This is a genomic window from Pedosphaera parvula Ellin514 (genome assembly GCF_000172555.1).
Classification (GTDB): domain Bacteria; phylum Verrucomicrobiota; class Verrucomicrobiia; order Limisphaerales; family Pedosphaeraceae; genus Pedosphaera.
Map to the genome: position 1 here is coordinate 124,935 of NZ_ABOX02000002.1, position 24,232 is coordinate 149,166.

Annotated in this window: 11 protein-coding genes; 4 read left to right on the forward strand and 7 right to left on the reverse strand. The window is 52.0% G+C overall.

Annotated elements, in window-relative coordinates:
* Positions 1 to 189: 189 nt before the first annotated feature.
* The 3 genes from CFLAV_RS01770 to CFLAV_RS01780 all read right to left on the reverse strand — a co-directional run bounded on the left by CFLAV_RS01770 (position 190) and on the right by CFLAV_RS01780 (position 3,060).
* Positions 190 to 819 (reverse strand): response regulator, encoded by a 630-nt coding sequence (locus CFLAV_RS01770; RefSeq protein ID WP_007412874.1) that lies wholly within the window; start codon positions 817 to 819, stop codon positions 190 to 192.
* Positions 816 to 2,078: a sensor histidine kinase gene (locus CFLAV_RS31610; RefSeq protein WP_050785595.1), complete on the reverse strand. Its 1,263-nt coding sequence runs from the start codon at positions 2,076 to 2,078 to the stop codon at positions 816 to 818. Before CFLAV_RS31610 ends, CFLAV_RS01770 begins: the two co-directional genes overlap by 4 nt.
* 91 nt (positions 2,079 to 2,169) lie before the next feature.
* Entirely contained in the window at positions 2,170 to 3,060 is an 891-nt protein-coding gene (locus CFLAV_RS01780; RefSeq protein ID WP_007412877.1) for a single stranded DNA-binding domain-containing protein, read from the reverse strand.
* A gap of 191 nt (positions 3,061 to 3,251) precedes the next feature.
* Here CFLAV_RS01780 and CFLAV_RS01785 point away from each other — a divergent pair, with 191 nt between their 5' ends.
* From CFLAV_RS01785 to CFLAV_RS35365, 4 genes are all read left to right on the forward strand, one after another.
* Positions 3,252 to 4,982 (forward strand): LamG-like jellyroll fold domain-containing protein, encoded by a 1,731-nt coding sequence (locus CFLAV_RS01785; protein ID WP_160164448.1) that lies wholly within the window; start codon positions 3,252 to 3,254, stop codon positions 4,980 to 4,982.
* Positions 4,983 to 5,135: 153 nt separating this feature from the next.
* Positions 5,136 to 7,067, forward strand: coding sequence for a hypothetical protein (locus tag CFLAV_RS01790; protein WP_007412879.1), 1,932 nt, complete (start codon positions 5,136 to 5,138; stop codon positions 7,065 to 7,067).
* A complete protein-coding gene (locus tag CFLAV_RS01795) occupies positions 7,064 to 7,978 on the forward strand; it encodes a type II secretion system protein (protein WP_007412880.1) in 915 nt (304 codons plus the stop codon). The genes CFLAV_RS01790 and CFLAV_RS01795 overlap by 4 nt, the downstream gene beginning before the upstream one ends.
* An 85-nt stretch (positions 7,979 to 8,063) precedes the next feature.
* Entirely contained in the window at positions 8,064 to 9,836 is a 1,773-nt protein-coding gene (locus CFLAV_RS35365) for a family 16 glycosylhydrolase (RefSeq protein ID WP_050785596.1), read from the forward strand.
* Positions 9,837 to 10,213: 377 nt separating this feature from the next.
* Here the strand turns inward: CFLAV_RS35365 and CFLAV_RS01805 are convergent, their stop codons facing one another.
* The 4 genes from CFLAV_RS01805 to CFLAV_RS01820 form a co-directional block, all read right to left on the reverse strand.
* Positions 10,214 to 14,380, reverse strand: coding sequence for a non-ribosomal peptide synthetase (locus tag CFLAV_RS01805; RefSeq protein ID WP_160164449.1), 4,167 nt, complete (start codon positions 14,378 to 14,380; stop codon positions 10,214 to 10,216).
* Between the two features lie 34 nt (positions 14,381 to 14,414).
* On the reverse strand, positions 14,415 to 19,634 hold the full coding sequence (locus tag CFLAV_RS31620) for a type I polyketide synthase (RefSeq protein WP_007412884.1): 5,220 nt from the start codon (positions 19,632 to 19,634) through the stop codon (positions 14,415 to 14,417).
* 7 nt (positions 19,635 to 19,641) lie between these two features.
* Positions 19,642 to 22,989 (reverse strand): non-ribosomal peptide synthetase, encoded by a 3,348-nt coding sequence (locus tag CFLAV_RS01815; RefSeq protein WP_007412885.1) that lies wholly within the window; start codon positions 22,987 to 22,989, stop codon positions 19,642 to 19,644.
* Between the two features lie 223 nt (positions 22,990 to 23,212).
* Positions 23,213 to 24,211 carry a GNAT family N-acetyltransferase gene (locus tag CFLAV_RS01820; protein WP_007412886.1) on the reverse strand — a complete coding sequence of 333 codons (999 nt, stop codon included), beginning with the start codon at positions 24,209 to 24,211 and terminating at the stop codon, positions 23,213 to 23,215.
* Positions 24,212 to 24,232: the final 21 nt, after the last annotated feature.

Below are 24,232 nucleotides of genomic sequence, written 5' to 3' on the forward strand. Positions count from 1 at the left end.
GCCGCCCGGCTTGTGATGAACTGTGTGAGCTGAACGGAAGAGGCAGTCTACAGCAAAGTCGGCGCTTTGCCTAAGCGACCTGTTGCGAGATCTCTTTTTCACTCGTGCTGTCCGCCTTGAATTCGTCCTGCTGGTTTGCTTCCCAGAACGCCGGAAATAAGTGGAACGTAATAACTGTAGCTGGCATCCTTATAAGTGAATGATTCCACGCTGAAGTGCGACCGTGACGGCTTCTGTTCGATCGGCAACTCGAAGCTTCGCCAAAATGCTTTTTAAGTGATCCTTTGTTGTATGCTCGGTAATGTTCAGGACATCAGCAATCTCTTTATTCGCAAGACCTCTGGCAAGTTCGCTTAATACCTGCACTTCGCGTGGAGACAATTGTTCAAAGGAATTCCGCAAAGCCAGCCGGTTCGCCACCTCCTTCGGGATCCAACGTTGTCCGGCCGCCACGGCGCGCAGGGCGGGAATCAATTTTTCCCCGGTGGAACTCTTAAGCACATACCCCTGGGCTCCGGCCTGCAGGGCCTTGTGAATGTCTTCGTCGCCATCAAATGCGGTCAGCATCAAAACGCATGCAGTTGCAAACCTGTTTCGAATCTCGAGTGTCGCCTGCACACCGCTCTTGACCGGCATGCGTAAATCCATGAGCGCAAGATCAGGATTGCATTTGGCAAAGAGTTCCAGAGCCTGGGCACCGTCGGCTGCTTCTGCGACGACTTCCATGTCTGGTTCGGTATTGACCAGGGCGATTAATCCCATGCGCACGACATAATGATCGTCCGCGATGAGGATGCGAATCTTGCCTTCCTTTTTCATGATTGCATTTGGGTTTCCGTGGGTACCAGGCTCGGCAATTCTTGCACCGGTCCCAAAGGAATTGCGACGCGCACAGTCGTGCCTTTCCCTGGGGCACTGGTAAGCACAACCTGTCCATCAAGGCGTTTAGCCCTTTCAGACATGCCCAGCAGGCCAAAATGTCCCGCCTCGGCGCCAGCGGAGTTCTCTGGAGTAAATCCCTGACCGTCATCCCGGATTTGCAGGATTACCTGTTCGGCGCCAAACTCCAGTTCAATCGTTGCCAGGTGAGCACTGGAGTGCTTGATGACATTAGTCAGCGCCTCCTGGCCCATCCGCAGCAGATTTTCTTCCACCACTTCCGGCAAAGGCCTGACCTGACCTTTGGTTTCCACCTCAATTTCGATGCCGGTTCCGTAACTAAATTGTCTGGCGCTTCGCTGCAAAGCTCCGGGTAAGTCGAATTGCTCCAACGCCCGGCATCGCAAGTCCCAGACCGAACGGCGCACTTCCACCTGGCTTTGACTCATCAGATTCCGGGCGAGTTCGAGGTGACGGATGGCGCTTTCAGGACTTCTATTGAATAACTTTGCGGCGGTATCCAACTGCAAGGCGATGCCGGTGAGAGTTTGTTCGAGTGTGTCATGCAGTTCCTGGGCCAGTCGTGTTCTTTCTCCCAACACAGCCTTGGACTGAAGTTCGGACTCCTTGCGCGCGGTGATTTGAAATTTTAATTGGGCGGTCCGTTCCTTGACTCTTTCCTCAAGCATGTCATGCGCGTTCTGGAGTTGGATTTGTGCCTTCTCCCGTTCGCAGATCAACGATTTCAAGGCGGAGTTCCTTTGTGAAACCATAAATGTCCAACTGACAATCAGGATCAGGAGAGAGCAAGCCACCGTAAGGCCGATCAAAAGGCGTTGCGGCGTGAGCCAGTCGGGCTTGTGCAAAATGCGGATGCTATCTGATGTGGGAAGCATCACCCGGAGAGCACTGAATTTTCCTTCATCGTCGGTTTCGGTCAAACTGATGCCGTGGACATCAATGATGCTGCCGATCGGAACGGCGGCCATACTGGCGGCTTGTTCGGGCTCCTCCCACTCGACGGTGAAAATCAGATTGGTGTTTTGCAATATTAAGACCGTTCGTGTTTCCATCGGCTCAGATCCTTGACGATGAAGTCGTCTGGCCGTGCGGTCAATCACCTTGCCCTGAATGGAAATGAAATCTGCATGGTGCAACCCTGCACGCAACTCCTCAATGGATACAGCCGTTGGTGTCACGACGACAGGGGTTTCAGATGTCTATGCAGACTGCGGTCACCCAAGACAGGACGAAAGTTTCGAACGTGGAAACCCGACGGCTTCTATCACTTCACCGGGAGCGAAGGCCCGTGGGCTGGCGGCTTTGCACTTGCAGGGCTCCTCCCATCGCATCCTGTAGGAATAGGTTTTCCCCGAGTCTTTGCAGCGTGACCGTGCCCCGGACATGAACCCGCTGATCAAAGGAATTGTCCCTTCGGTATTGGGCCAGGCTATTGAGCGGCACGACAGGCTTTTCAAATGGATTAATCGATTCAGGTTTGTCCACCACGAAGTCAGAGACCAAGGGAACGTATACCTCCACTGAAATCAATTGTCGTACTGACCGGTTATGAGCCTCGGCCGCGGTGCCGCGGACACGCACCTGGGATGCCACGAGTGTTTGTGGATCCATGCCAGGAGGAATGGGCATATAAACACGAAACCGGTATCCGGCGGAGGCGAGATCTACCACCAGCCGGAGGCCATCAATCCGAGCCGCTCGCACGATTCCCGAAACCTCAATGCGTTGGCTGTCCTCCGCGCCCGACATTAACTGATCAATGGGAACCCGCCTTGCTGCCGGCAGCGGGGCAGTTCCAATTTTCTTTACGGTCGGAGCCGTGATGATCGGGGCATAAGCGCCGACATGGCTGATCCCGGAAACCACCACCAAATCGCCCGGCTCAGGCCGGTGTCCATTTGCATTGTCAACGAATACTCCCCCCGTGGCATCCTGGAAAAAGAATCTTCCTCTCATGGTGGGGTCGGCTGCAGTCACAACACCGGTAACAGCGACTTTGATGGAGCTTGATGCTCGTTCAGCAGAAAGTGAAATAACATCAGCAGCATTGGTCAACAGCTCGCCTGTCGGTTGGGCGAAGCCGCCCTGAGCTACAATAAAAAAAGCCAGAACAGGAATGAGCCGGGAGATCAAAGCAAGCCATGACAGTGAGGACTTCATTCAGTTGAGCATTCGGGCGATGACGCAATTTAAAAGTGCGGAGGTTTCAAAGTCCAGCACATTCCCGATTCATCCCCCTAAAGAGGGATTGCTGGGAGTTGAATGAACAGTAGTATTCATACGTTCACCAATGCAACCAAAGCGTTCAACCATCGTCTTGCCCCATGGCCGACTTCAAATACAAAAAATCTATGTTTGCTAGAACTATTCCCGCCAGGAGCCAGCAGTATTTGTTTTCCCTCATAACCGGGTTAGCCATGGGAGTGGGCTTTATTCTCTCCGGCAGCGTGGCTCGTGCGCAGGCCAATCTTTTTAAATTTGATTTTGAAGATGCGCCTGGCACCGCGACGGCCAGCGACACCAGCCTTGGAGGTGCGAGCGTCAGCCTCAGCTTAAAAAATGGAGCGAATACGGCAACTGATTACCACGGTGCGATAGGCTCAGGAGTGTCAGGACAGATTAACGGGAGGAGAGCGTTGGACTTTTCATCCACCACGGGTTATGGGACCGGAGCTGCGGGGCCTAATGCGATTGCCACCAGCGCCGCCTTAGGTTTCGGAACCGTTACGTCGTTCATCGTTACAGAGTGGATCAAGCCGACCGCACTGCCCGCGGCCGCCGCACTGGATGGGCGTCTATTTGTGCTGGGACCCAACGCGCTTACGACGGACGTTAATGCGCCGGATACGATCGGGATGAAGATCCAGGCTCCGAACCAAATTAATTTTCACATCAATAATGGAAATCCTACTGCCACGGCGATTTTTCCCGCCAACCTGCCCTTGAACCAATGGTTGTTCATTGCTTTCGTTTATGACGGCACCAATGTGCTGATCTATCAGGGCAGCGAGACATCGGCGGCAACCCTGATTAGCACCACGGCGGCGCCGGGTTTGACGTGCAATCTTGGCACCACGAGCACACTTTGCATCGGCAACCGCGGCACGCGGGTTCGTCCCTTCGCCGGCTTTATGGATGACGTCCGGTTTTATACCAATTCTGGAAGTGCGAGTTTTGTGGAAAATATCCGACAGGAAGCGGTTGGCGGTGCACCCGCAGTTACCGGCATCTACCCGGATGGTTCGTTGCTGCAACAAGCCACCAACAAATTCGTTTTTACGGCCAACTCGCCAAGCGGGATATGGGGACCAGGCAAGAACATCACCAATATAACAATGGTGCTGAATGGTGTCGACGTATCCTCACAATTGGTTTTGGTGACCAACGGGACGCCAGCGAACATCAGCGCCAGCTTTAACGGATTGCAGAAGGACCAGACGAACAACGTTTCAATCACCGTGCGGGATGCCAGCGGGTTGATTGGAACAGCCACGGTGGTTTTCGACACGTTTAGCCCAACCTATTTCACTTGGGAAGCCGAGGAATTTGATCACGATTCCGGCCAATTTATTGATGCACCGCTTTATACCTCCTACCAAACCAACGGCAGTTACAATGGTTTCGACAGTGTTGAAGCAGTGGACACGCACAAGGGCGCCGCTTCCGGTGCGGCTCAGGCTAGTGATTATCGGGCTGGTTCCCTTGACGCCACGAGGACACAGACACCGGCCGTAACGGATACTCAGCGCCAGAAATTCCTCGACGCCATCGCTGCCGGCGATGCCAGCCTTGTGGATCACGTTGTGGGCTTTTGGTCGAGCGCAGAGTGGCAGAATTACACCAGGACGTTTCCCGCGGGCAAATACAATGTGTATGGTCGGTTATCGTGCGGGGCAAGCGCGACGCTCACATTTTCCCAAGTTACCAGCGGGCAGGGCACCACTACCCAAACGACTACAAACCTGGGGACTTTTTCTTTTACGGGCACCAGCTTCTCAACTTATCAGTGGATACCGTTGCGTGATGGAGTAGGCAATCTCGCTTCAGTGAACTTGGCCGGTGTCAGCACGATGAGGGGATAGTGGGGGGGGGCCACGCGAACTTTTATATGCTGGGCCGGCCAACACCAACCTGCCCGCATAGGGTGTCTATCCGAAGGCTGGACTCTTCGTCCACGAACAGCTTGTATTCACGGCAGTCACGTCAGCACCATCGACGAAAGCATTTCACTGAAGTTGAATGGCATAAACGTATCCTCGAATCTGGTATTCACCGGCTCAGCGACGAGTTGGAATGTAAGCTACACGGGCCTGCAGCCCAACCAATCCTATACCGCTGTCATTAGCGTGACCGACGCCAATGGGGGTAATGCCAGCAGCACGCTTAAATTAGACACGTGGAATCCGGTGTTTCAGTTCGAGGCAGAGGATTTCGATTTTAACGGCGGCCAATATATCGACAACCCAACGCCCTCAAGCTATGCAGGGCAGGTGGGAGTATTGGGAATTGATGAGTTCAACAACAACGCTGTGCCGCCCTACGCCGGCGCGAGTGCCAGCAATAAACGTCCTAATGACCCTATTGCCACCACCCTTGTCACGGATGCCCATAGGCAACAATACATTGATGCCAATGCGTCAGATTACAACGTTGGTTTTCTCGGCCCATTCTTCTGGCAGAATTACACCAGGGCGTGGCCTGCCGGTAAGTACAACGTCTATGCTCGCATGGCCTCGGGTGCCATTACCCCTGCGACCATTCACATGGCTCTGGATCAGGTCACCAATGGCATAGGTACCACGACCCAATTTACCAGGCATATCGGTGCGTTTACCATCCCGACCAGCGGAGGCTACTCCGCTTATCTCTATGTTCCATTGCTGGACCAGTTTGGTAACTATGCCGAAGTGTCACTGAACGGTACCAATACCTTGCGGACCACGTTTGCCAGGAGTTTTGGAACAAACTTCCCAGCTGAAGTTGGACTTAACATCAACTTTTACATGTTAGTTGCCCCCAGAACCGATCTGCCCCGGATCGACAATGTTTATCCCGATGGCTCTGTGCTGATGCAGACCACCAATAAATTCTCATTCGTCGCGAGCAGTCCAACCTATGGGATCAACACCACCAACCTTCAGGTGACCCTAAATGGCGTCAACATCTCCTCAAATCTGGTGATCACTGGTTCCTCTACAAACTGGAATGTGAGTTACCCGTTGGCGCTCAACCAGAGCTATACTGCGCTCATCAGCGTGACGGATCAGCATGGCACGCTGGCTACAACCACGGTGAGTTTCGATACCTTCAACCCGGGTAATTTCAGCTGGGAGGCGGAGGATTATGACTTCAACCCTGGCTTCAGTCCGATTTCGAACTCTACGGGCAACCGCTACATTGATAACCCAACGCCTACTTCCACCGCCGCCGATGACAGTTATTTTAGTCAGATGGGCGATCTTGGAATCGATGTCGATCCAATTTACAGCACCATTCATCCTGGCAATCACGTTTATCGCTCGTCTGATTGGATTTCCACCGAAATCACAAGCGACAGCGCGCGGCAGAAATACATCAGTGCCCAACTGGCAAACCTGGATCCCACCATTGTGGACTATGATGTCTATTTTTGGACGAATGCGAGCTGGATCAACTGGACACGCACTTTTCCCACTGGGAACTTCCGTGCCTATGCACGACTGTCGGGTGCTGCTAGCGCGTTTAATCTCCAACTTGCCCAGGTCACCAGTGGGTGGGGAACTCCGACCCAACCGACGCAGTATCTCGGCACTTTTAAAGGTACTGGCACTGGTTTCGGTAATTGGCAGTGGGTGACGCTGGTAAATACCAATACCGGTCAGCCGATCACGCTTTCGCTCGGCGGAACCAATACGTTCCAAATGACCGCGGATGGCAACGAAAACGCCAACTTCTTCATGTTGGTGCCTGTCGCCACGGTTCCCAACATTACCGCCTCGCGGAGTGGAGCGAACATTCTCCTTTCGTTCCCAACCGAAGTCGGTTTCAGCTACACGGTTTTGTATAAGAATAACCTGACCGATGCCAATTGGACGGTGCTCGGAACGGTTAACGGCGACGGTTCGGTGAAGTCGCTCAGCGATGGAATTTCACAAGCTTCGCGTTTCTACCGATTGAGCATTCAATGAGCCAAATCGAACAAAGACATTTGGAGCGGGACGAGATGTCATGCCTTGGAAGCGAGTTGCGGGATCGGAAGGCGATTGCGCAACCGCGTTCCATGCCCGCCTGGGCAGATGCGTTTTTATTCCGCAAGGTGCGCCGCAGATGCAAGGCTGCTTTCACTCTGATTGAGCTGCTGGTGGTCATCGCGATCATTGCCATTCTAGCTGGGCTGTTATTACCCGCACTGGCCAAGGCGAAGGAGAAAAGCAAGCGGATCAAATGCCTGAGCAATTTGAAACAGATTGGTATTGGTATGACCATTTATGCGGGGGACAATGGGGATAAAGTTGTGGAGGCACGTCCCCAAACCGGTGGCAGTTCCGCGTACGTCCAATTGGCGCTAAATACTCCTGACGCGGGCGCGGCGGCAACCGTGAATTTGGTGGTCAATTCCAACGCTTCGTCCATCTGGAGCTGCCCCAATCGTCCCGGTCTTCCAACTTACGACAGCACGTTCAACCAATGGAATATTGGGTATCAATATTTTGGTGGTATCAAGAATTGGGTGAACCCTCTGGGAACATTTCTCAATATCAATCTCAGCCCGGTGAAGCTTGCCAGTTCCAAACCACATTGGGTGCTCGCTGCCGACGCCGTTGTCGAAACTGAAAGCGGCTGGGGCCAGCCGGATCCAACCCGTGCCGGTGTCTATGACAACCTGCCTCCTCACAAGATGGGAAATTCCTTTCCTGAAGGGGGTAATGAAGTATTCATCGATGGATCAGCCCGATGGATTAAGAGCGACAAAATGCGCATGCTTACCACCTGGGATACCACCACCCGGAAATGTTATTTTTATCAAGACAGCATGGATTTCCCTCCAGGCCCTTTGGTCAACCTTTTGAATGCAGCTTTTATGGCTCCACAACCGTGAAGAAAAGCTGCGAGATGGGAGCAACCCGTGCCCGGTCACCCCAACGTATGGGAACCATTCTGGTTGGCCAGCCAGCATAAGAAAAATGAAACACGCTTCTTCCTTCCCTCGATTCCTCAGCATCACTTTGCTCTCAGCGCTGTTGCTCGCGGGTTTCACCTGCCAGATCCATGCTGATGGTCAACTGGTCTGGAGTGATGAGTTCGATGGCAGCTCGATCAATACCAATCACTGGACGTTCGATATTGGCAACGGTCCTTCGGGACTTCCGGGCTGGGGCAATAATGAATTGGAGTACTACACCAGCCGCCCCGAGAATGCCTTTGTCAGCAATGGTGTTCTGCATATTGTCGCGAAAAAAGAATCATATAACGGCCAAAACTATACCTCGGCAAAGCTCAAGACCACGGGCCTTTTCAGTAAACGCTATGGTCGCTTTGAATTCCGTGCCCGGTTGCCGCAGGGCCAGGGCTACTGGCCAGCTCTCTGGATGATGCCCCAGGATTCGCTCTATGGCGGGTGGGCCGCTTCGGGCGAAATTGACGTAATGGAAAATAAAGGGAGTGACCCGACAACCGTGCTGGGTACCATCCATTATGGTGGACAATGGCCCAACAATCAATATTCCCACGGACCATCCTTTACCTTCACCGGAGTGGATTCAGTCACCAATTTTCACACCTATGCTTTGGAATGGTCCACTAATTTTGTAAAATGGTATGTTGATGGACAACTCTACGAAACCCAGACTTCATGGTGGAGTTCCGGAGGAGCTTCTCCGGCCCCTTTTGATCAACCCTTTTATATTATGATGAACCTGGCTGTGGGCGGCAATTTCGGTGGTAATCCAGACACCAACACCATTTTTCCCGGCGAAATGCAGATCGATTATGTGCGCGTGTATGAGCTGGTTCCGACACCGGCCTCACAGCCTATTTTAAAGGTCAGGTTTGGTTTCGACGAACCGCCCGGCTCCATAACGTCTCCCAGCGATATTAATTCTGGTGGTGCAAATGTTATCCTGCAAATGGCAAACGGAGGCGGTGCCAACGCTGATTACCATGGCACCGATGCATCGGGTGTGGGCGGGACTGTCAGCGCGAGTCGGGCTCTGGATTTCTCATCAAATGGCGCGAGTCAGCCCGGCAATCCCGGGCCGATCGCCAGCACGACCAGCTCCAATCTCGGATTCGGAACCATCACCAACTTTGTGTCTACGATTTGGTTCAAGCAGAACGCCGTGATGGCCTCCGGCGCCAATGTTGGCCCGCGGTTATTCATTCTCGGTGGCGGCTCGCCAAGTGACACCGGTATCACCAATAGCATAGGTTTGAAGTTTCAGACGGCCAATCAATTGTATTTCCAACTTAACGGCATCACGGTGCCTGCAACTTTCCCGACAAATTTGCCGGCGAATACGTGGGTGTTTGTAGCGGCGGTGTATGATGGCGCAAGCGTGTTTCTTTATGAAGGGACCGATACGACGCCCGTCAGCCAGGTGGCTTCAGCTGCCGCGGCCTCCCCGATTGATTTCGGCTCTAATGGCAGCCTGTACATCGGCAACCGGCAGAATCGGCAGCGCTCATTCAATGGATGGGTCGACGATTTCCGGTTCTACACCGGAAGCGGAGATCTGAATTTTGTTGAAAGCGTTCGTTTGCAGGAGGTGAATCCAACACCCGTCAGCATAGCCATTCAATCCTTGAGTAATAACGCCATCAGGCTCATCTGGCCAAACGGCACGCTTCAGGCCGCAACCAATATCGTGGGAAACTGGGACACAATTACGGGGGCGACTTCCCCCTACACGTTGACACCTGACGGCCAGCAGCAATTCCATCGGGTTAAATTGAATTAAGTATTTCCAACCCTCATTGAGGCGTTTTTGATTTATGAAGGTCACCATTGTGCTTTGCGTGCTTGGCGATCGCCTGCCATTCTTTGCTGAAGGAATGCAGCACTCGGTTGCCTTATCGTTCCGAGTTGGGTATCAAGCGCGAGTGCACAAACCTACGTTCCTCCTGCCAATCAGCGCGCAGATATCCTTCTGAATCTATAGGCTGGCGGTTTATACGTCAGGATGTCTTTGGGCGCAAAATAGCAGTTACGACGATTCCAGTGGGTTGGTGGTGAATCTGCCGCATACGTGGAACAATCTCGATGGTCAGGACGGAGGAAACAATTATCACCGTGGAATTGGTTGGTACCGGACCATTATGCAGTGGATCTTGGTCTTCACATCGATGTTCCAGGTGTAAGCCTCTTACCTCGGTCTGCAAGTGCCTGAGATTCCGCTAGAGAAGTACTCAGCTCAGCACCCAGAATTTTAACATGAGGCTCTTGAATTATCGTCTCGTGGGCGCCAGGAATGATTTTCACTGTGACCCCCTTTTGCGAGAATTCGCTCCACCCATAGTCTGGCGCGAATGAGCAACGTAGCAGATGGACAGGACTGCGGAGCAAGGTGACGTGTCCTGGATAAACGGGCGGACGATAATTTACCAATGACCGAAAATGGGATTGCCAAAGCTTTTGTTGCTGCTCGGTATATTGAGATAAATCAAGCAAGTCATCGATCGACTTACCCTCCGGCCCTGATCCCGAAGGTAGTAAGATTCTTCGAAGTCCTTTTATCATCGAGCGCATTTTCCAGCGAAAGAATTCTCTTCGCTTTTCAGGAGTGGAACACAAGGAGGCGCCGCACCGCATGCAAAGATTCCTTGCAAAGCGCAAGATCATGGCAGGCGTGTATCTGAAACGAGTGTAACTGGAATTCGGAGGGGTGGAATTGATGAGTGCGAGCAGGGCGACTTTTTCTCCTTTCGCCAGCAACTGGCAAGCCATCTCATAAGCCACCACACCTCCAAAACAGTAACCACCCAGGTAATAGGGGCCGTAGGGTTGGAAAGCCCGGAGATCCTCCACATATTGCGTGGCCATGACTTCGATGCCCTCAAACTCATCCTTTCCATCAAGGGCGCGGGATTTGAATGCAAAAACCGGTTGATCCTCCGGGAGGTGATGAGACAGGTTGTTGTAGCCCCAAAACATGCCGCCACCAACTCCGTGCACCAACATCAACGGGGGCTTGGTGCCACGCCGCTGAATTTCGACAATTGCTGATCCGGATGTCTGACTTGAATGACTGCGCAGGAGGAGCGCCACCTGTTCAATGGAAGGATTCTGAAAGAGAGCCGATACTGAAACTTTCCGGCCAAATTTCCTCTCAATTCTGGCCAGCAGCCGCACAGCAAGAAGAGAGTGCCCTCCCAGGGCAAAAAACTTATCCTGAATTCCGATCGGACGCATATTTAAAACCTCTTCCCAAACCAACTGTAACTGCCGCTCGGTTTCATTTCTTGGGCTTAATTTTTCATCCGACATTCCCGTGGAGGCATCAGGTATCGGCAGGGCAGGACGATCCACCTTTCCATTAGGCGTGAGCGGCAAGGCTCCAAGGAAGACAAAAAATGCCGGTACCATGAACTCGGGGATTCGCTGCTTTAGAAAGTTCTGAAGCTCCAGACTCGAGGCCGAATGGGATTGCCTGCAAACCAGATAACCTGCGAGTTGCTTAACGCCACCGGCGCCGGGGCACACTGTTACTATGCACTGGCGGATGGCAGGGTGTTGCAGCAACGTTGATTCAATTTCCCCCAATTCAATGCGGAACCCGCGAATCTTCACCTGTTGATCAATGCGTCCCAGGAATTCCAAATTGCCATCCGGCAGATAGCAGGCTAAATCACCAGTCTTGTACAAGCGTGCTTCAGGATTGGGAACAAAGGGATTGGGAATAAACTTTTGAGCTGTAAGTTCAGGTTGATTAAGATAGCCAAGCGCAAGACCATCGCCACCAATGTACAGTTCTCCCGCCACACCGATGGGGACTGGTTGAAGATTCGAGTCGAGCACATAAGTGGAGGTGTTCTCGATGGGACGGCCAATCGGTATGGATTCGACTTGCGCGGGCACACTACAGACAAGCTTGCAGGTGGCAAAAACGGTGGACTCTGTCGGCCCATATCCATTCAACAGTTCTTGTGGTGGGCCATTGCGCAGGACTTCCGCAGCCCACTTTGGTTCCATGGCCTCCCCGCCGACCATCAGATGCCGCAACCCGCAGAAAATGCTCGGAACCTCCGAGACCAACTGATGGAAGAGACTCGTGGTTAAAAACAACGAAGTAATACCGTGATGTTGAAGATGGTTTTGCAATTCACGTGGTGAAAGCAGCACTTCAGTCGGGGTAATTACCAGCCGGGCTCCATTCAATAAAGCCCCCCAAATCTCCCAAATTGCCGCGTCGAAAGAAGCATTGGTTGCCTGCGCCATGACTATGGATTGGTCCAGATGCACATAATCCGTGTTAAGCACGGTGCGGGTTATGGCACGGTGCGGTGTGCAGACACCCTTTGGCTTGCCCGTGGATCCTGAAGTATAAATGACGTAGGCGAGGCGTTCACCAGTGCTGCCGGGAGCCGGATTGGTGAGGCTTTCCTCCGCGATTTCATCAGCCTCCTTATCAAGGCATATTGTTCGTGCTGAACACTCCTTAAATTCGTGGGAAAATTCTTCCTCGGTAATGATCATCGAAGCCTTCGAATCGATTAACATGAATCCCAGTCTTTTCCTGGGAAAGCTTTGGTCCAGTGGTAGGTAAGCGCCACCGGCTTTTAAACAGGCCAGGAGCGCAACCACCATCCTAACTGAGCGCTCCAGGTAAACACCGACACATTGCTCTGGCTGAAGGCCGCACCTTTTCAGGTAATGAGCCAGCTGATTGGAGCGTTCATTCAACTCACGATAAGTAAGGCTTTCGTTGACATCAATAACGGCAATCGATTCAGGATAACGGGCCGCTTTGTCCTCAAACACCTGCGGGACCGAGATCCCACGGGGATATTCCTTACGCGTCTGATTCCACTCCACCAATATACATCGACGCTCCTCTTCATTCAGCATGGAAAAGTCATTCAACCGGCCGTCCGACTCCCTGGCGATACCGGCCAGCAGCATCTCAAAGTGACCGAGCCACCGCTCAATCGTAGTGCTATTGAACAAATCAGAGTTATATTCCATCTCCGCAGATAAAGCGTCTCCCGCATGGTTCATGGTCAACATCAGATCAAATTTCGCTGTGCCTGTGCCGACCTCTTGCAGGGTTACTTTCAATTCGGGAAGAACGATCTTTTGTGCGAGCCCGGTTTGCAGAACGAACATGGTCTGAATTAAAGGAGTATAACAGGTTGTTCGTTTTGGCTGCAGCTCCTCAACCAGTTTTTCAAACGGGAGCTCCTGATGCGCATAGGCCTTCAAAGTCGTGGTCTTCACCTCTTTTAACAGCTCGCGGAAAGTTGGATTCCCAACCGGCCGGCTTCTAGTTACCAGGGTATTGATGAAAAAACCGATCAACCGTTCCGTCTCCAACAGGTGACGCCCTGCAATGGGGATCCCAACCAGAACATCCCTTTGTCCAGTGAGTCGATGCAGAAACATTTGGAATGCGCCAAGCAGCAGCATGAAGAGGGTGACGCCTTCGCTTTGAGCAAGTTTTTGCAATGCCGACACAAGTTCCGGCCGTAACTGACGCACGCGTCGTCCTCCAGATGATGAAGGCACCAAGGGCCGGGGTTTGTCAACCGGCAGCTCAAGCAACTCGGGCGCGTCAGCCAATTGCTCCTTCCAATAGGCAAGGTGCTCCCTCATGCTGGATTTATTGCTTTCCTCCCGTTGCCATGCCGCATAGTCAGCATATTGAATCATCAATTCAGGCAGCGTGGGCGGTTGAGAAACCAGCGCGGCTCCGTAAAAGCAAGCCATCTCCTGAAATAGGATGCCCAGGGAAAAAGCATCCGATGCGATATGATGTATGCTCACGAAAAGAACATGTTCCTCCGGTGAAATTCTAAAGAGCACGCTACGAAGTAAAACGTCTCCTGACAGGTTAAAGGGCCGGCGAGCCTCCTCTTCCAGCCGAAGCTGCACCTGTTTCTCACAGTCGCCGCCAGACTTTGTGCTTAGATCCTCCAAAGGCAGTTGGAAGGCTGCCGTTTCAAATACCTCCTGCCACGGCTCACCTTCGATGTTGATAAACCGCGTGCGCAATATCTGGTGCCGGTGGATGATTTTCGATATGGCATGCTGGAATGCGGATATATCTAATTTGCCGACCAGGCGTGCAGCCATGGTCATGTTGTAGAGCGGGCTGTTCGGATGCAGTTGATCCAGAAACCAGAGCCGCTGCTGAGCAAAAGAAAGTGGTGCTGGTCCATCTGTGCGAACCGGAAATATTGTCTTTTCATCCCCATCAGTTTGCAATGCCCTGTGCACACGCTTTTCCAACAGGCGTTCCTTGGTAACGGAGGTGTCCAGGATGCGAGAATCAGTAATGTATGGCACGGTGATTTTATCTTTTGTCAGGCTTTCGGAGCAGTCACTCAAGTTGGGCCGTGACTTTCCCCTCCTGAACGGGTTGTATGAGTTGAGCGTCAATGACGCTGGCGAGTTCGCCAATCGTTGGGGACTCGAACATATGACGCAAGGTAAGCTCCACTCCAAATTCCTTCCGCACACGCGTGATGACCTGAGTGAGCAATACTGAATGACCGCCCAGGTCGAAAAAATTGTCATCACGGCCGATTTCAGTTAACGCAATGACCTCACACCATATTGACGCAAGTTTTTGTTCTGTCGGACTGAAGGGGGCTGCCAGCTTGGCCGGTTCCTCGGACCGGTTGAACTCCACCTTCGGCAATGCATCGCAATCTACTTTACCTGTGGTCGTCAGGGGCAAAGTTTGAAGGAAGACAAATCCAGTTGGCACCATTAATGCCGGAAGTCTTGACTGCAGGAATGATCGCAGATCGTTCGCAGTGATTGAGGAGCTGGAGCGACCGACAACATAGCTGACAATGCAGTCTTGACTGTTGGTGCCCTTCTGCACCAGCGAAAAGCTTTCGCTTACTGCGGGATGTTCTTCGAGCGCGAGCTTAAGCCTGGCCAGGTCCACACGGTGGCCGTTCAGCTGCGCTTGAACTTCCTGGTCCATTCGTCCCAGAATATCAAGCTCTCCTCCAGGCAAATAACGCGCCCGCAAGCCGGTGCTATACACCCGATCACTTTGATCCTGCTGGATAGGATTCGGCAGGCATTTGACTTGCTCTGATTGAGGCTGAATTCCCAACCTGGCTTCTTCAGAACAACCTATGAACAGCTCCCCACGAACTCCGATCGGGCACAGCTCTCCGTATCCATCCAAAACATAAAAGCCGGCAACGGCATTTAAATCGATCCGGCCCAGTGCATGCTGCAGGTTAGGCTGCTGAGTTTGTGGCAGGGATTCAATAGTTTCACTACTGGGACGCCAATCCTGCACCAGCTCTTTTTGCTCGGTGATGCTGAGCACTGAGAGCTGGCCAATGCGTCGATCCGGGTGACGGGTCATCTCAAGAAGCAGAGTTGCGAAGTGGTTAAACCATCTTTGAATGGTCTCAGCTTTGAATAATTCGGCACTGTAATGACAGTCCATCTCAAGCTGTCCCTGACATTCCGTAAGACTGAAGCTCACATCGAATTGGGAGTAGCAATAAGGATTAGGCGCAACTTTTGTATCAAGTCCCTCGAGCGCGAGAACTTCGCGCACCCAATTCAGATTGAACATGACGGACACCAAGGGCATGCGATTTGATTCTCGCGGCAGGTTCAGCTTCTGGAGCAGACTGCCCAAAGTGTAGTTCTGATGCTCGTGAGCACTTAGCATCAGGTTGCGAACCTGGCCGAGATATTCTGAAAGAACAGGGTTACCCTCAATGTTTAGACGCAGGGGAAGAAAATTAACACAGTGTCCCACCAATCGTTCCTCGCTTTTACCAGAACGGCTGGTCATCGGCAGCCCTACAACGATCTCCGCCTGACCCGTCAGTCGATGCAACAATAAATAGTATCCAGCAAGGACTGTTGTAAACAACGTGCAGCGTTGCTTTTTACTGAGATCTTTCAGCGCCTGGCATAGAGAACCATCAAGCGGCATCGACTGGCTCCCTCCCATAAAGTTTCTTTTTTTGGGCCGTACAAAATCAGCTGGCAATTCCATTACCGGTGCTCCTCCGGAATATTGTTCCAGCCAGAATGCCTCTGCACGCGCTCGAGAGGGGCCCTGCCTGGTAATTTCCTGGTCCATAATAAACTTGCCGAAGCCCAAGGGAGTTTCGCAGGGATCTGACTGCGCTGTTGCCTGGAACGAGTAACGCTCTCCTAATTCCTGCAGCAGGATACCAAGGGAACTGCCGTCGCAAATCAAATGATGAACTGCAAGCAGCAGGGTATGAGTTTCCGGCCCCAGCTTTATCAATCGCATGCGGAACATTGGACCATTCACCAGATCGAATTGCTCGGTTACCGCATCTCTCTGCAATTTTGAAAGTTGTTCCCGTTGCGCTTCCATTGACAATGGAGATAAATCCATGATCGGCATCTGGACAGGTCCAGCGGCATGAATGAATTGAACATCTCCCACGGGTGAAAAAGTTATCCTGAGAGCCTCATGCCTCTCCACGAGCCATTCCATCGTGTCCAAAAGCACAGGAACATTAAGTTCTCCCTGTAGTTGGATCATGACGGACTGAATGAACGCACATGAGACTCCGTCGGCCCTCTGAACCCCATACCAAATCTCTCTTTGGCCTTCAGTAAGAGGCAGAGTTTTACTGCTTTCTGTCCTTTTGGCGGCCTGAAGGTGTTCGGAGTGTACTCGAGGCTGGGCGCTCGAATGGGGTTCCATCCTTTTACCACCTGACAAGTGATCCTGCTCCGAATCGATCTCAGGCCGGGCATGAAATGTAGACTCCTCCGGACGTGAAGTCTTGCCTTGAGAAGTCCGGGGCAGGGGAGAGGAATCGCCGGACTTGGACACTGGGCGATTTGCAAATGCATCAAACGATTCGAGCTTATCCACCCTTATCGAGGAGGTAAAAGGATTGCGTTTGGTTGGCGACTGAATCGTCGATTGCATCAAGGGTGGAGCCGAAGCCTTCGGCCTCGAAGAAAAATCTGGTTTGCTCTCAATTGCCTCCGCTTCCAATGGCTGCTTCTTAAAGGGAGACGTTGGCAAGCTTGCTCGTTGGCGCCTTTCCTGGGAATAAAATCCCTTCCAATTTATCTCCGTCCCTGCCAACCAAAGTTGGCCAAGCGTCCTCAACATCCCGGCAGTTTCCATTTGTGATATTTCGATGCCCTGCTGCTGGCTTCCAGGCAGCAATTCGTTTCCGCAAGTTAGGTGTTGGGAGGCGAAGATGCTTAACGTCCGACCGGGTCCAACCTCAAGCAGGATGCATCTCTCCTGGTTGTGCAGCTTCTCAAGACCTTCGGAAAAGCGTATCGGACTATGGAGTTGTTCCTGCCAATACATCGGATCGCAGGCCTGTTCTGGCTTGATCCAATCACCGGTTACGCTCGATAGATAGGGAATTCGCGGAGGCCTCAATTTCATTTCCTTCAGCATATTAAGGCAGATTTCCTCCGCAGCCTTGGAATCGGAGCCATTGGAAACGTAATAATTCTCAACCAATTCACAAGCAATTCCCCGCTCGAGGAACTCCTGCTGCAAACGCTCGAGGCAGCTCCGTGAACCACAAAGTTCACATTCGGCACGGGTGTTTATGGCAGCCAGGTGCACTGAGTCGTTTAGATGCGTTGCAATCTCCGGCTCGGACATTTGGACGGCCAGCGTCGCAGCATCACCTGATTGCTGAATGATCCGCCCCCGGACGGCTGCCATTATCAACGCGTCATCGAGGGAAAGAACTCCCGCAAGATGGGCAGCTACAATCTCTCCCAAGCCATGGCCGATCATAGCCCGGGGTTTCACCCCCCAGCTTATCCAGAGCTTGGCCAGTGCATATTCAATTATGAACAGGGCAGGTTGCGCAATGCAGGGCTGCTCGATTTGCTTGCGGGCCGTTGTGGCCTCTTCGGGAACCGGAAATAGCACGTTGCGCAAATCAATTCCAATGTGCGGAGTGAGCATCCGGGCGCAGCAATCCACATGCTCTCGAAATTCAGATTCATGTTCATAGAGTTCCAAACCCGTGTTCACCTGGGTCATTCCTCGCCCGGGCAGCATGAACACGATGGAAGGGGCCCCACCATTTAGCACATTATTTGTAGAGACATATTCGTTATTCAGCGTTTGCAGGAACTCGATGGCTTCGCGGTTGTCTCTGCAGATTACCATCCGTCGATGGTTGAATTCGTGACGTCCGGTTTGCAAGGTATAGGCTGTATCGGCGAGATTTTGATCGGCATGGTGACTAATAAAATCGGCCAGCTCCGCCGAGGCAGATTCCATTGCTGCAGCATCCCCGGCCGAGAGCAAAAGAATTTGGAATGGACGCGATGCACCCGAGCTTTCCACGGTCGGAGCTTCCTCTAGAATGATATGCGCGTTAGTGCCGGCAACCGAAGCGTTCACCGCTGCCCGCCTGGGCGCTTGCCCCTGCTTCCACTCGGTAAGCGCATGATTCAAATAGAAAGGAGTTTGTGCCAAATCAAATGTTAACGTGAAAGGTGCCGGGCATGCGCATGGTGGAATTTGTTTATTGTGCAACGCCAGCGCAGCACGGATCAAACCTGCCATGCCAGCTGCTCCATCCATTTCACCCATGCCTTCCCTGATTGAGCCCAGAGCACAAAATTCCCTGATACTGGTGTCTTGAAGCAGGCTGCGGCTCAATTCAGCCAGCCCGCCTTGTGAAAACGGGGATGAGATAATGTCATCGACCTCAATATAACCAAGTGCTTCCGAGGTAATACCTGCCATTTCTTGTGCGAGAGCAATGCAGACCGACTGGGCTGTTTCCTGAGAATCGTTGCCATCCCCGTCCTCTCCTCCACCACAAATGCTGGCGAACCCTCTCACCACTGCATAAATATGATCCCCTTCCGAGAGAGCCTCCGGTAGCCTTTTTAGCACGATGACTCCCGCTTCTTCACCGGTTGGAGCAATCGCAGAACGCCCAAGGGAGTTCCGAGCATGGTTATCAAAATGCCTTGGACCTTCTCCGGCGATAAAATCACTCGTTGGTTCCCATTTAGAAGCTACAGCACCAGCCAGCGCCAGGTCGCATTGGTGTGTGAGTAGATATTGGCACGCCAAAGCAACGGCAATCAACGAGGAGGTTGGACCGGTTTCCACGCACATCCCAGGCCCTTGTAACCTTAGTGCTTTAGCAACGAGCTTTGGTAATTCCTTCACGCTAATGGAGGGAAGCAAACCATATACAGCGCGTCCTCTGTCCGAACCACCTGCTTTGGCGAGGTCCGGCGCAAGATGCGTGCTCAAGTTGCCAAATACTCCAATGAGGGTATCCTCACGCTCGGGAGCATATCCGGCATCTTCGAGAGCTTCGGAGGCGCACTCGAGAAATGTTCGTTGTTGCGGATGGGTTTCTTCCTTCTCCTGACTGCTCAGGCCAAAGAATGAGGCATCGAACAGGCGGGCTCTTTTTAGCTGATCGGTGTGAGCGTAAAAACCGGCATCTGGCTTGCACCCCTTGCATGAATAATTCCAAAATTCCTGAATGTTAGCAGCGTTGGGGAATCGACCGGCCATGCCGATGATTGCGATGTCTTCTGCTGGTTGTGCCAATTGACTCATAGGAGAGTTACTGTTTTATATGTTTTCTCAAGGCAAGGGCCTGTCGTTGGCGCAAAGCCCGTTGCTTCATCTTGCTTAATGAGTTGGAGCTCCTGCTTAGCTCAACGATGTATTTTGCCAGGGCGGCGATATTGGAGACCTGAAAGAATTTGCTGAGTGGAATCTGTAAATTGAGTTGCTCACAAACTCTCGCGTGTGCCTCAACCAGCATCAGTGAATTACCTCCCAGGTCGAAAAAATCATCTCCAGTCCCTATTTGTTCGATGTGAAGCAGTTCCTGCCAGATTGCGGCAATACATTTCTCCATGTGCGTCTGTGGAGGGACGTGCAGAGATTCTGAAGCATGCCTCAGCTCCGGCGTGGGCAAAGCCTTCCGATCAATTTTTCCATTGGGGGTAAGCGGCAAGGCATCCAATTGGAGCAATATCGAAGGGACCATATACTCGGGGAGTTTGGTTTTAAGAAAGCGGCGTAATTCCATGGCCTGAAATTCCTGGCTGGGTTTGGCCACGCAGTATCCCACCAGTCGCTTATCGTTGGGACGAGCCTCCCAGACTGACACGACACTTTCCTTGATGCTGGGGTGCTGTCCCAAAGCAGCTTCTATTTCGCCCAGCTCAATGCGGAAGCCGCGCAACTTCACCTGATGGTCCAATCGTTCCAAATATTCAATCTTCCCATCGTGTCGATACCGGGCAAGATCCCCGGTCCGGTATAATCGGTTTGAAGTGGTCTTAAATGGATGTTGAATAAAGCGCTCTGCGGTAAGTTCCGGGCGATTCAAATAACCACGTGCCACGCCGGCACCTCCAATGAAGAGTTCACCGGCGACTCCTACCGGCACCGGTTGAAGGTGTGCATCGAGTATATAAATTTCAGTGTTGGCAATCGGCCTTCCAATGGACATGAGGTCGTCCTCCCGTGTGACCGAATGGGTGGTAGACCAGATCGTTGTTTCGGTGGGACCATACATATTCAAGAGTTCCCCAAAACCTGCAATTTTTTCCACCAGTGTGGGAGGTAAAGGTTCACCTCCGAACAAAAACTTTTTTACATTTCGTAACGCAGCGGCGGTTTTTGGTTCTTCAAGCATTATTCCGGCCAGTGATGGGGTGCATTGCAGGTGTGTGACTCCATATCGAAGGATCTGCTCAGGAATAGTATACTTATGTTCGATGGCGGCTGCTCTGTTTGGGGGAATCGCCTTTGTGTGTGCGCCAGCGGCATCATCCCCTTGGATCACCGCCTTGAATCCGCATGATAAGGTCCAGAAGAGTTCGAGCACGGATATATCAAAGGAAATGCTGGTCAGAGCCAGCCAGACGCCCGGCTCACGCCCGATGACGCGGTCCATTCCTGCGAAGAAGTTCACCACATTGCAATGTCGCACCATGACCCCTTTCGGTTTGCCAGTGGATCCCGAAGTGTAAATGACATAAGCGAGGTTTTCCGGGGTGACTACTGCTTTTAAGTCAGATTGGAGAGAAGCCTCCGTTGTTGCTTCTACTTCGCTTCCATTGGGTGGAATTTGAGCAGTGAGATTTTGGTCGAGGGAGATGACTTTCGCGGTTGTAGGTGGAAGCATCGCGAGCAGGGTTGGTTGAGTCAATAAAACCGGAACTTGTGCATCTTCCAGCATGAAGGCCAAACGCTCCGGTGGGTTGCTCGGTGCCAAAGGGACATAAGCCCCTCCAGCCTTGTGAATGGCATAAAGCCCAACAATCATCTCCAGAGACCGGTTCATGAACACACCCACACGCACATCCGGTCCGACACCACACTCCTGCAATTCGCGCGCAAGTTTATTGGCCTTTAGATTTAGCTGCTGGTAGGTAAGGTGCTTGTCTTCATAAACTGCAGCCACCGCTTCCGGTGTGCGGTGCACTTGCTCTTCGAAAAGGTGGTGAACGCATCTGGATGTGGCGTAATGCGCTTGAGTGTCATTCCATTCGACTAACAACTGATATGTCTCTGCTTTGGTCAGCAGGGGCAGGCGGCTGATGGCCTCGTTCGGATCGGCAATAATTCCCTCCAGCAAGGTTTGAAAGTTTCCGAGCATCCTGAGAATTGTTGCTCCCTCGAATAAATTCGGATTGTATACGAAACTACCGATCACGCCATACTTCTGCTCCCGAAGTGCAAGCGTCAAATCATAGAGCATCGTATTGTTATTAGTTGGCAGGGGAACCATGCTTAGGCCTGGATGCTCCAAGGGAAAAGGAAGGGCACTTTCGAAATGAAACATCACCTGAAATATTGGAGAACGGCTGATATCCTGGTCTAAATGAAGTGCTTCAAGCAGATTTTCAAAACGTAAATCTTGATTACCCTCCGCTTCTGAAACCACCTGGCATACCTGATCCAGTATGGCCTTGAAGCTTTGGTCCCCTGACAACTGGGTCCGAAAGACCAGTGTGTTTTCAAAAGGCCCTATTAACCGATCCGTTTTCTCATTGCGTCCCGAGACTGGTGAGCCAACAAGGATGTCTTCCTGACCGCTCCAGCGGTGAAGCAATATTTGAAAAGCTGCCAGCAGCACCACCCGTAAGGTGGTGTGCAGACGCTGGGCAAGAGCTTTCAGCGGGCCACAAAGATCACTGTGCAAGGCAAAGCGGTGCTGCGCACCGGCATATGTCTGTATTGTTGGCCGTGAGTTATCCGTCGGCAGATCGATCGCTGGAAGTTTCCCCTTTAGCTTACGTTTCCAATATGCCAGTTGGTTTCCCAAGATTTCATCCTCCTCCCCTAACATCAAAACAGCAGAATCATAATAACCAAAAGGCACATCCGGCAGAGAACCTGGACGATGCTGAGTATAGGCCCGGTAGAGTGTTGCCAACTCCTGATGCAGAATTTGGAAGGACCGTATATCGGCTGCCAGCTTATGCGTGGTCAGCAAAAGCAAGTGCTCCTCTGGTGCGACACGCAATATCCTGGCCCGCAGCAATAAGTCCCGGCTGAGATCGAAGGGTTGGCACGACTCCGTCGCCATGATTTCGTTGGCGCGTACACCGTGTTCATGGTGTGGGAGTTTGCTTAGGTCTTCAATCGGCACGTTCAGCGCCAGCGCTGGAGCGATCGAAATAACGGGCCGCCCTTTATTAGTGTAAACTTTTGTTCCTAACACTTCGTGGCGCTGAACAATGTCGCTCAGGCTCTGTATCAAACATGCGAGATGCAGCAAGCCCTCCAGTTTAAGTACGGACGAAAGGTTATTGAATGCCTGGCCGGGATAAAGTTGTTCAAGCATCCATAGTCGCTTTTGCGCGGGGGAGAGCACAGGTTGACCAACTAGTTTCTTCGCGAGCCGTGTATTACCTAACAGGCGAGCTGCAGTGTTCGCTACATTACTCATTTACTTGATAACTTTGCCTGCGCAGGGAGATCTTAATTTGAAAAGCTACAAATCAAACACCCCGCATGGCAGCTGACATCCTTTTTGAAGGTCCCTCTGAAATGAACCAAAGTATTCCACACTAGCTCAACCACGTTTATACGGCAGGTAGGCCAGAACCCCGCTTTAACCGAATAACAAACCCAAAACATATAATGGACCAATTCTCCGTGTTTGAATTTCATTAGACAGGCTGATCCGTTTCGCAACCTCTTCGCCTTGAAAAAGGTGCTTCCGTTTTTTTACAAAAATGAACAGTGGTGGCTTTTTTAAAATAAGCGATTTCCATATCCAAAAATCGCGCACCCATGGAGCGATACATCGTGCTGGGAATGGAGTTATCCTTCGAAACAGTCAAAATAATTCTCCGTGCGCCTCCAGCACCGATGACAGAGGAAAATCGTCTGAACAATTCTCTTCCAAAACCGTGTCCGCAAAAGGAGGGATGTACCGCCAGTTGTTCCAGGTAAAGAGCCCTAGCCTTGGGCCATACACATCCAAGTGCCATGCCAACTGCACGGTTATCGGCGCCCAAACAGGCAATCCAGGAATTCCTAACATCGCAGTAGGGTGATTCAACGAACTTCGAAACGTACTGCTGGCAGAATGCCGGGGTCCTGTAGTGTTCAAAAAAGACTCCATCCACTGTGTTCCAATAGGCCTTAAAAAGGAGTTCTGACAACTCCTGCAGGCTGGCTGGTGTAATGTGGAAATTATCCAGGCGTATGAAATTCACACCTTGCGGGCAGGACGCTTCCGGTGCCTTGCTCGTGAGTTCCAAGAGTTGTCTTTCCATTTGCTGGAAGCCTTCTCCTAACAAGACTTGATGAATCTTTGCACCAGGGGAAATCCACAGCTCAACACAATGTGAATTGGATTGGGGCACGGCTTTGAGATATTCAGCAATCAGCAATTCAACGGCATTTCCGGCCGCCCAGGTCTGCTCAAAATAGAACTCCGCTGTAACTAAACCAGGAACCGTTGGGGAGACATTCCAGGTGAGTGCAGCGGCAGGTAGGTTGTTTTGAAAACAGATGATTCCACTGCCAGCCAGTAATAAACTCGGAAACGCCTTGCCGACAAATTCCTGCTTGAAAGGTGGCAAGGAAGCTCGATAGCTCTCATAGAGTTGCCGCAAGGCATCCGGAACCTCGCGGGAGTCACGAATATGAAAGTGTTCCATACACTTTTATTTTTTATAGGG

Excerpts from the sequence above, each read along its gene's own strand:
- CFLAV_RS01770 (WP_007412874.1), bottom strand. The coding sequence starts at position 819 with ATGAAAAAGGAAGGCAAGATTCGCATCCTCATCGCGGACGATCATTAT.
- CFLAV_RS01780 (WP_007412877.1), bottom strand. The coding sequence starts at position 3,060 with ATGAAGTCCTCACTGTCATGGCTTGCTTTGATCTCCCGGCTCATTCCT.
- CFLAV_RS01785 (WP_160164448.1), top strand. The coding sequence starts at position 3,252 with ATGTTTGCTAGAACTATTCCCGCCAGGAGCCAGCAGTATTTGTTTTCC.
- CFLAV_RS01795 (WP_007412880.1), top strand. The coding sequence starts at position 7,064 with ATGAGCCAAATCGAACAAAGACATTTGGAGCGGGACGAGATGTCATGC.
- CFLAV_RS35365 (WP_050785596.1), top strand. The coding sequence starts at position 8,064 with ATGAAACACGCTTCTTCCTTCCCTCGATTCCTCAGCATCACTTTGCTC.
- CFLAV_RS31620 (WP_007412884.1), bottom strand. The coding sequence starts at position 19,634 with ATGAGTCAATTGGCACAACCAGCAGAAGACATCGCAATCATCGGCATG.
- CFLAV_RS01815 (WP_007412885.1), bottom strand. The coding sequence starts at position 22,989 with ATGAGTAATGTAGCGAACACTGCAGCTCGCCTGTTAGGTAATACACGG.
- CFLAV_RS01820 (WP_007412886.1), bottom strand. The coding sequence starts at position 24,211 with ATGGAACACTTTCATATTCGTGACTCCCGCGAGGTTCCGGATGCCTTG.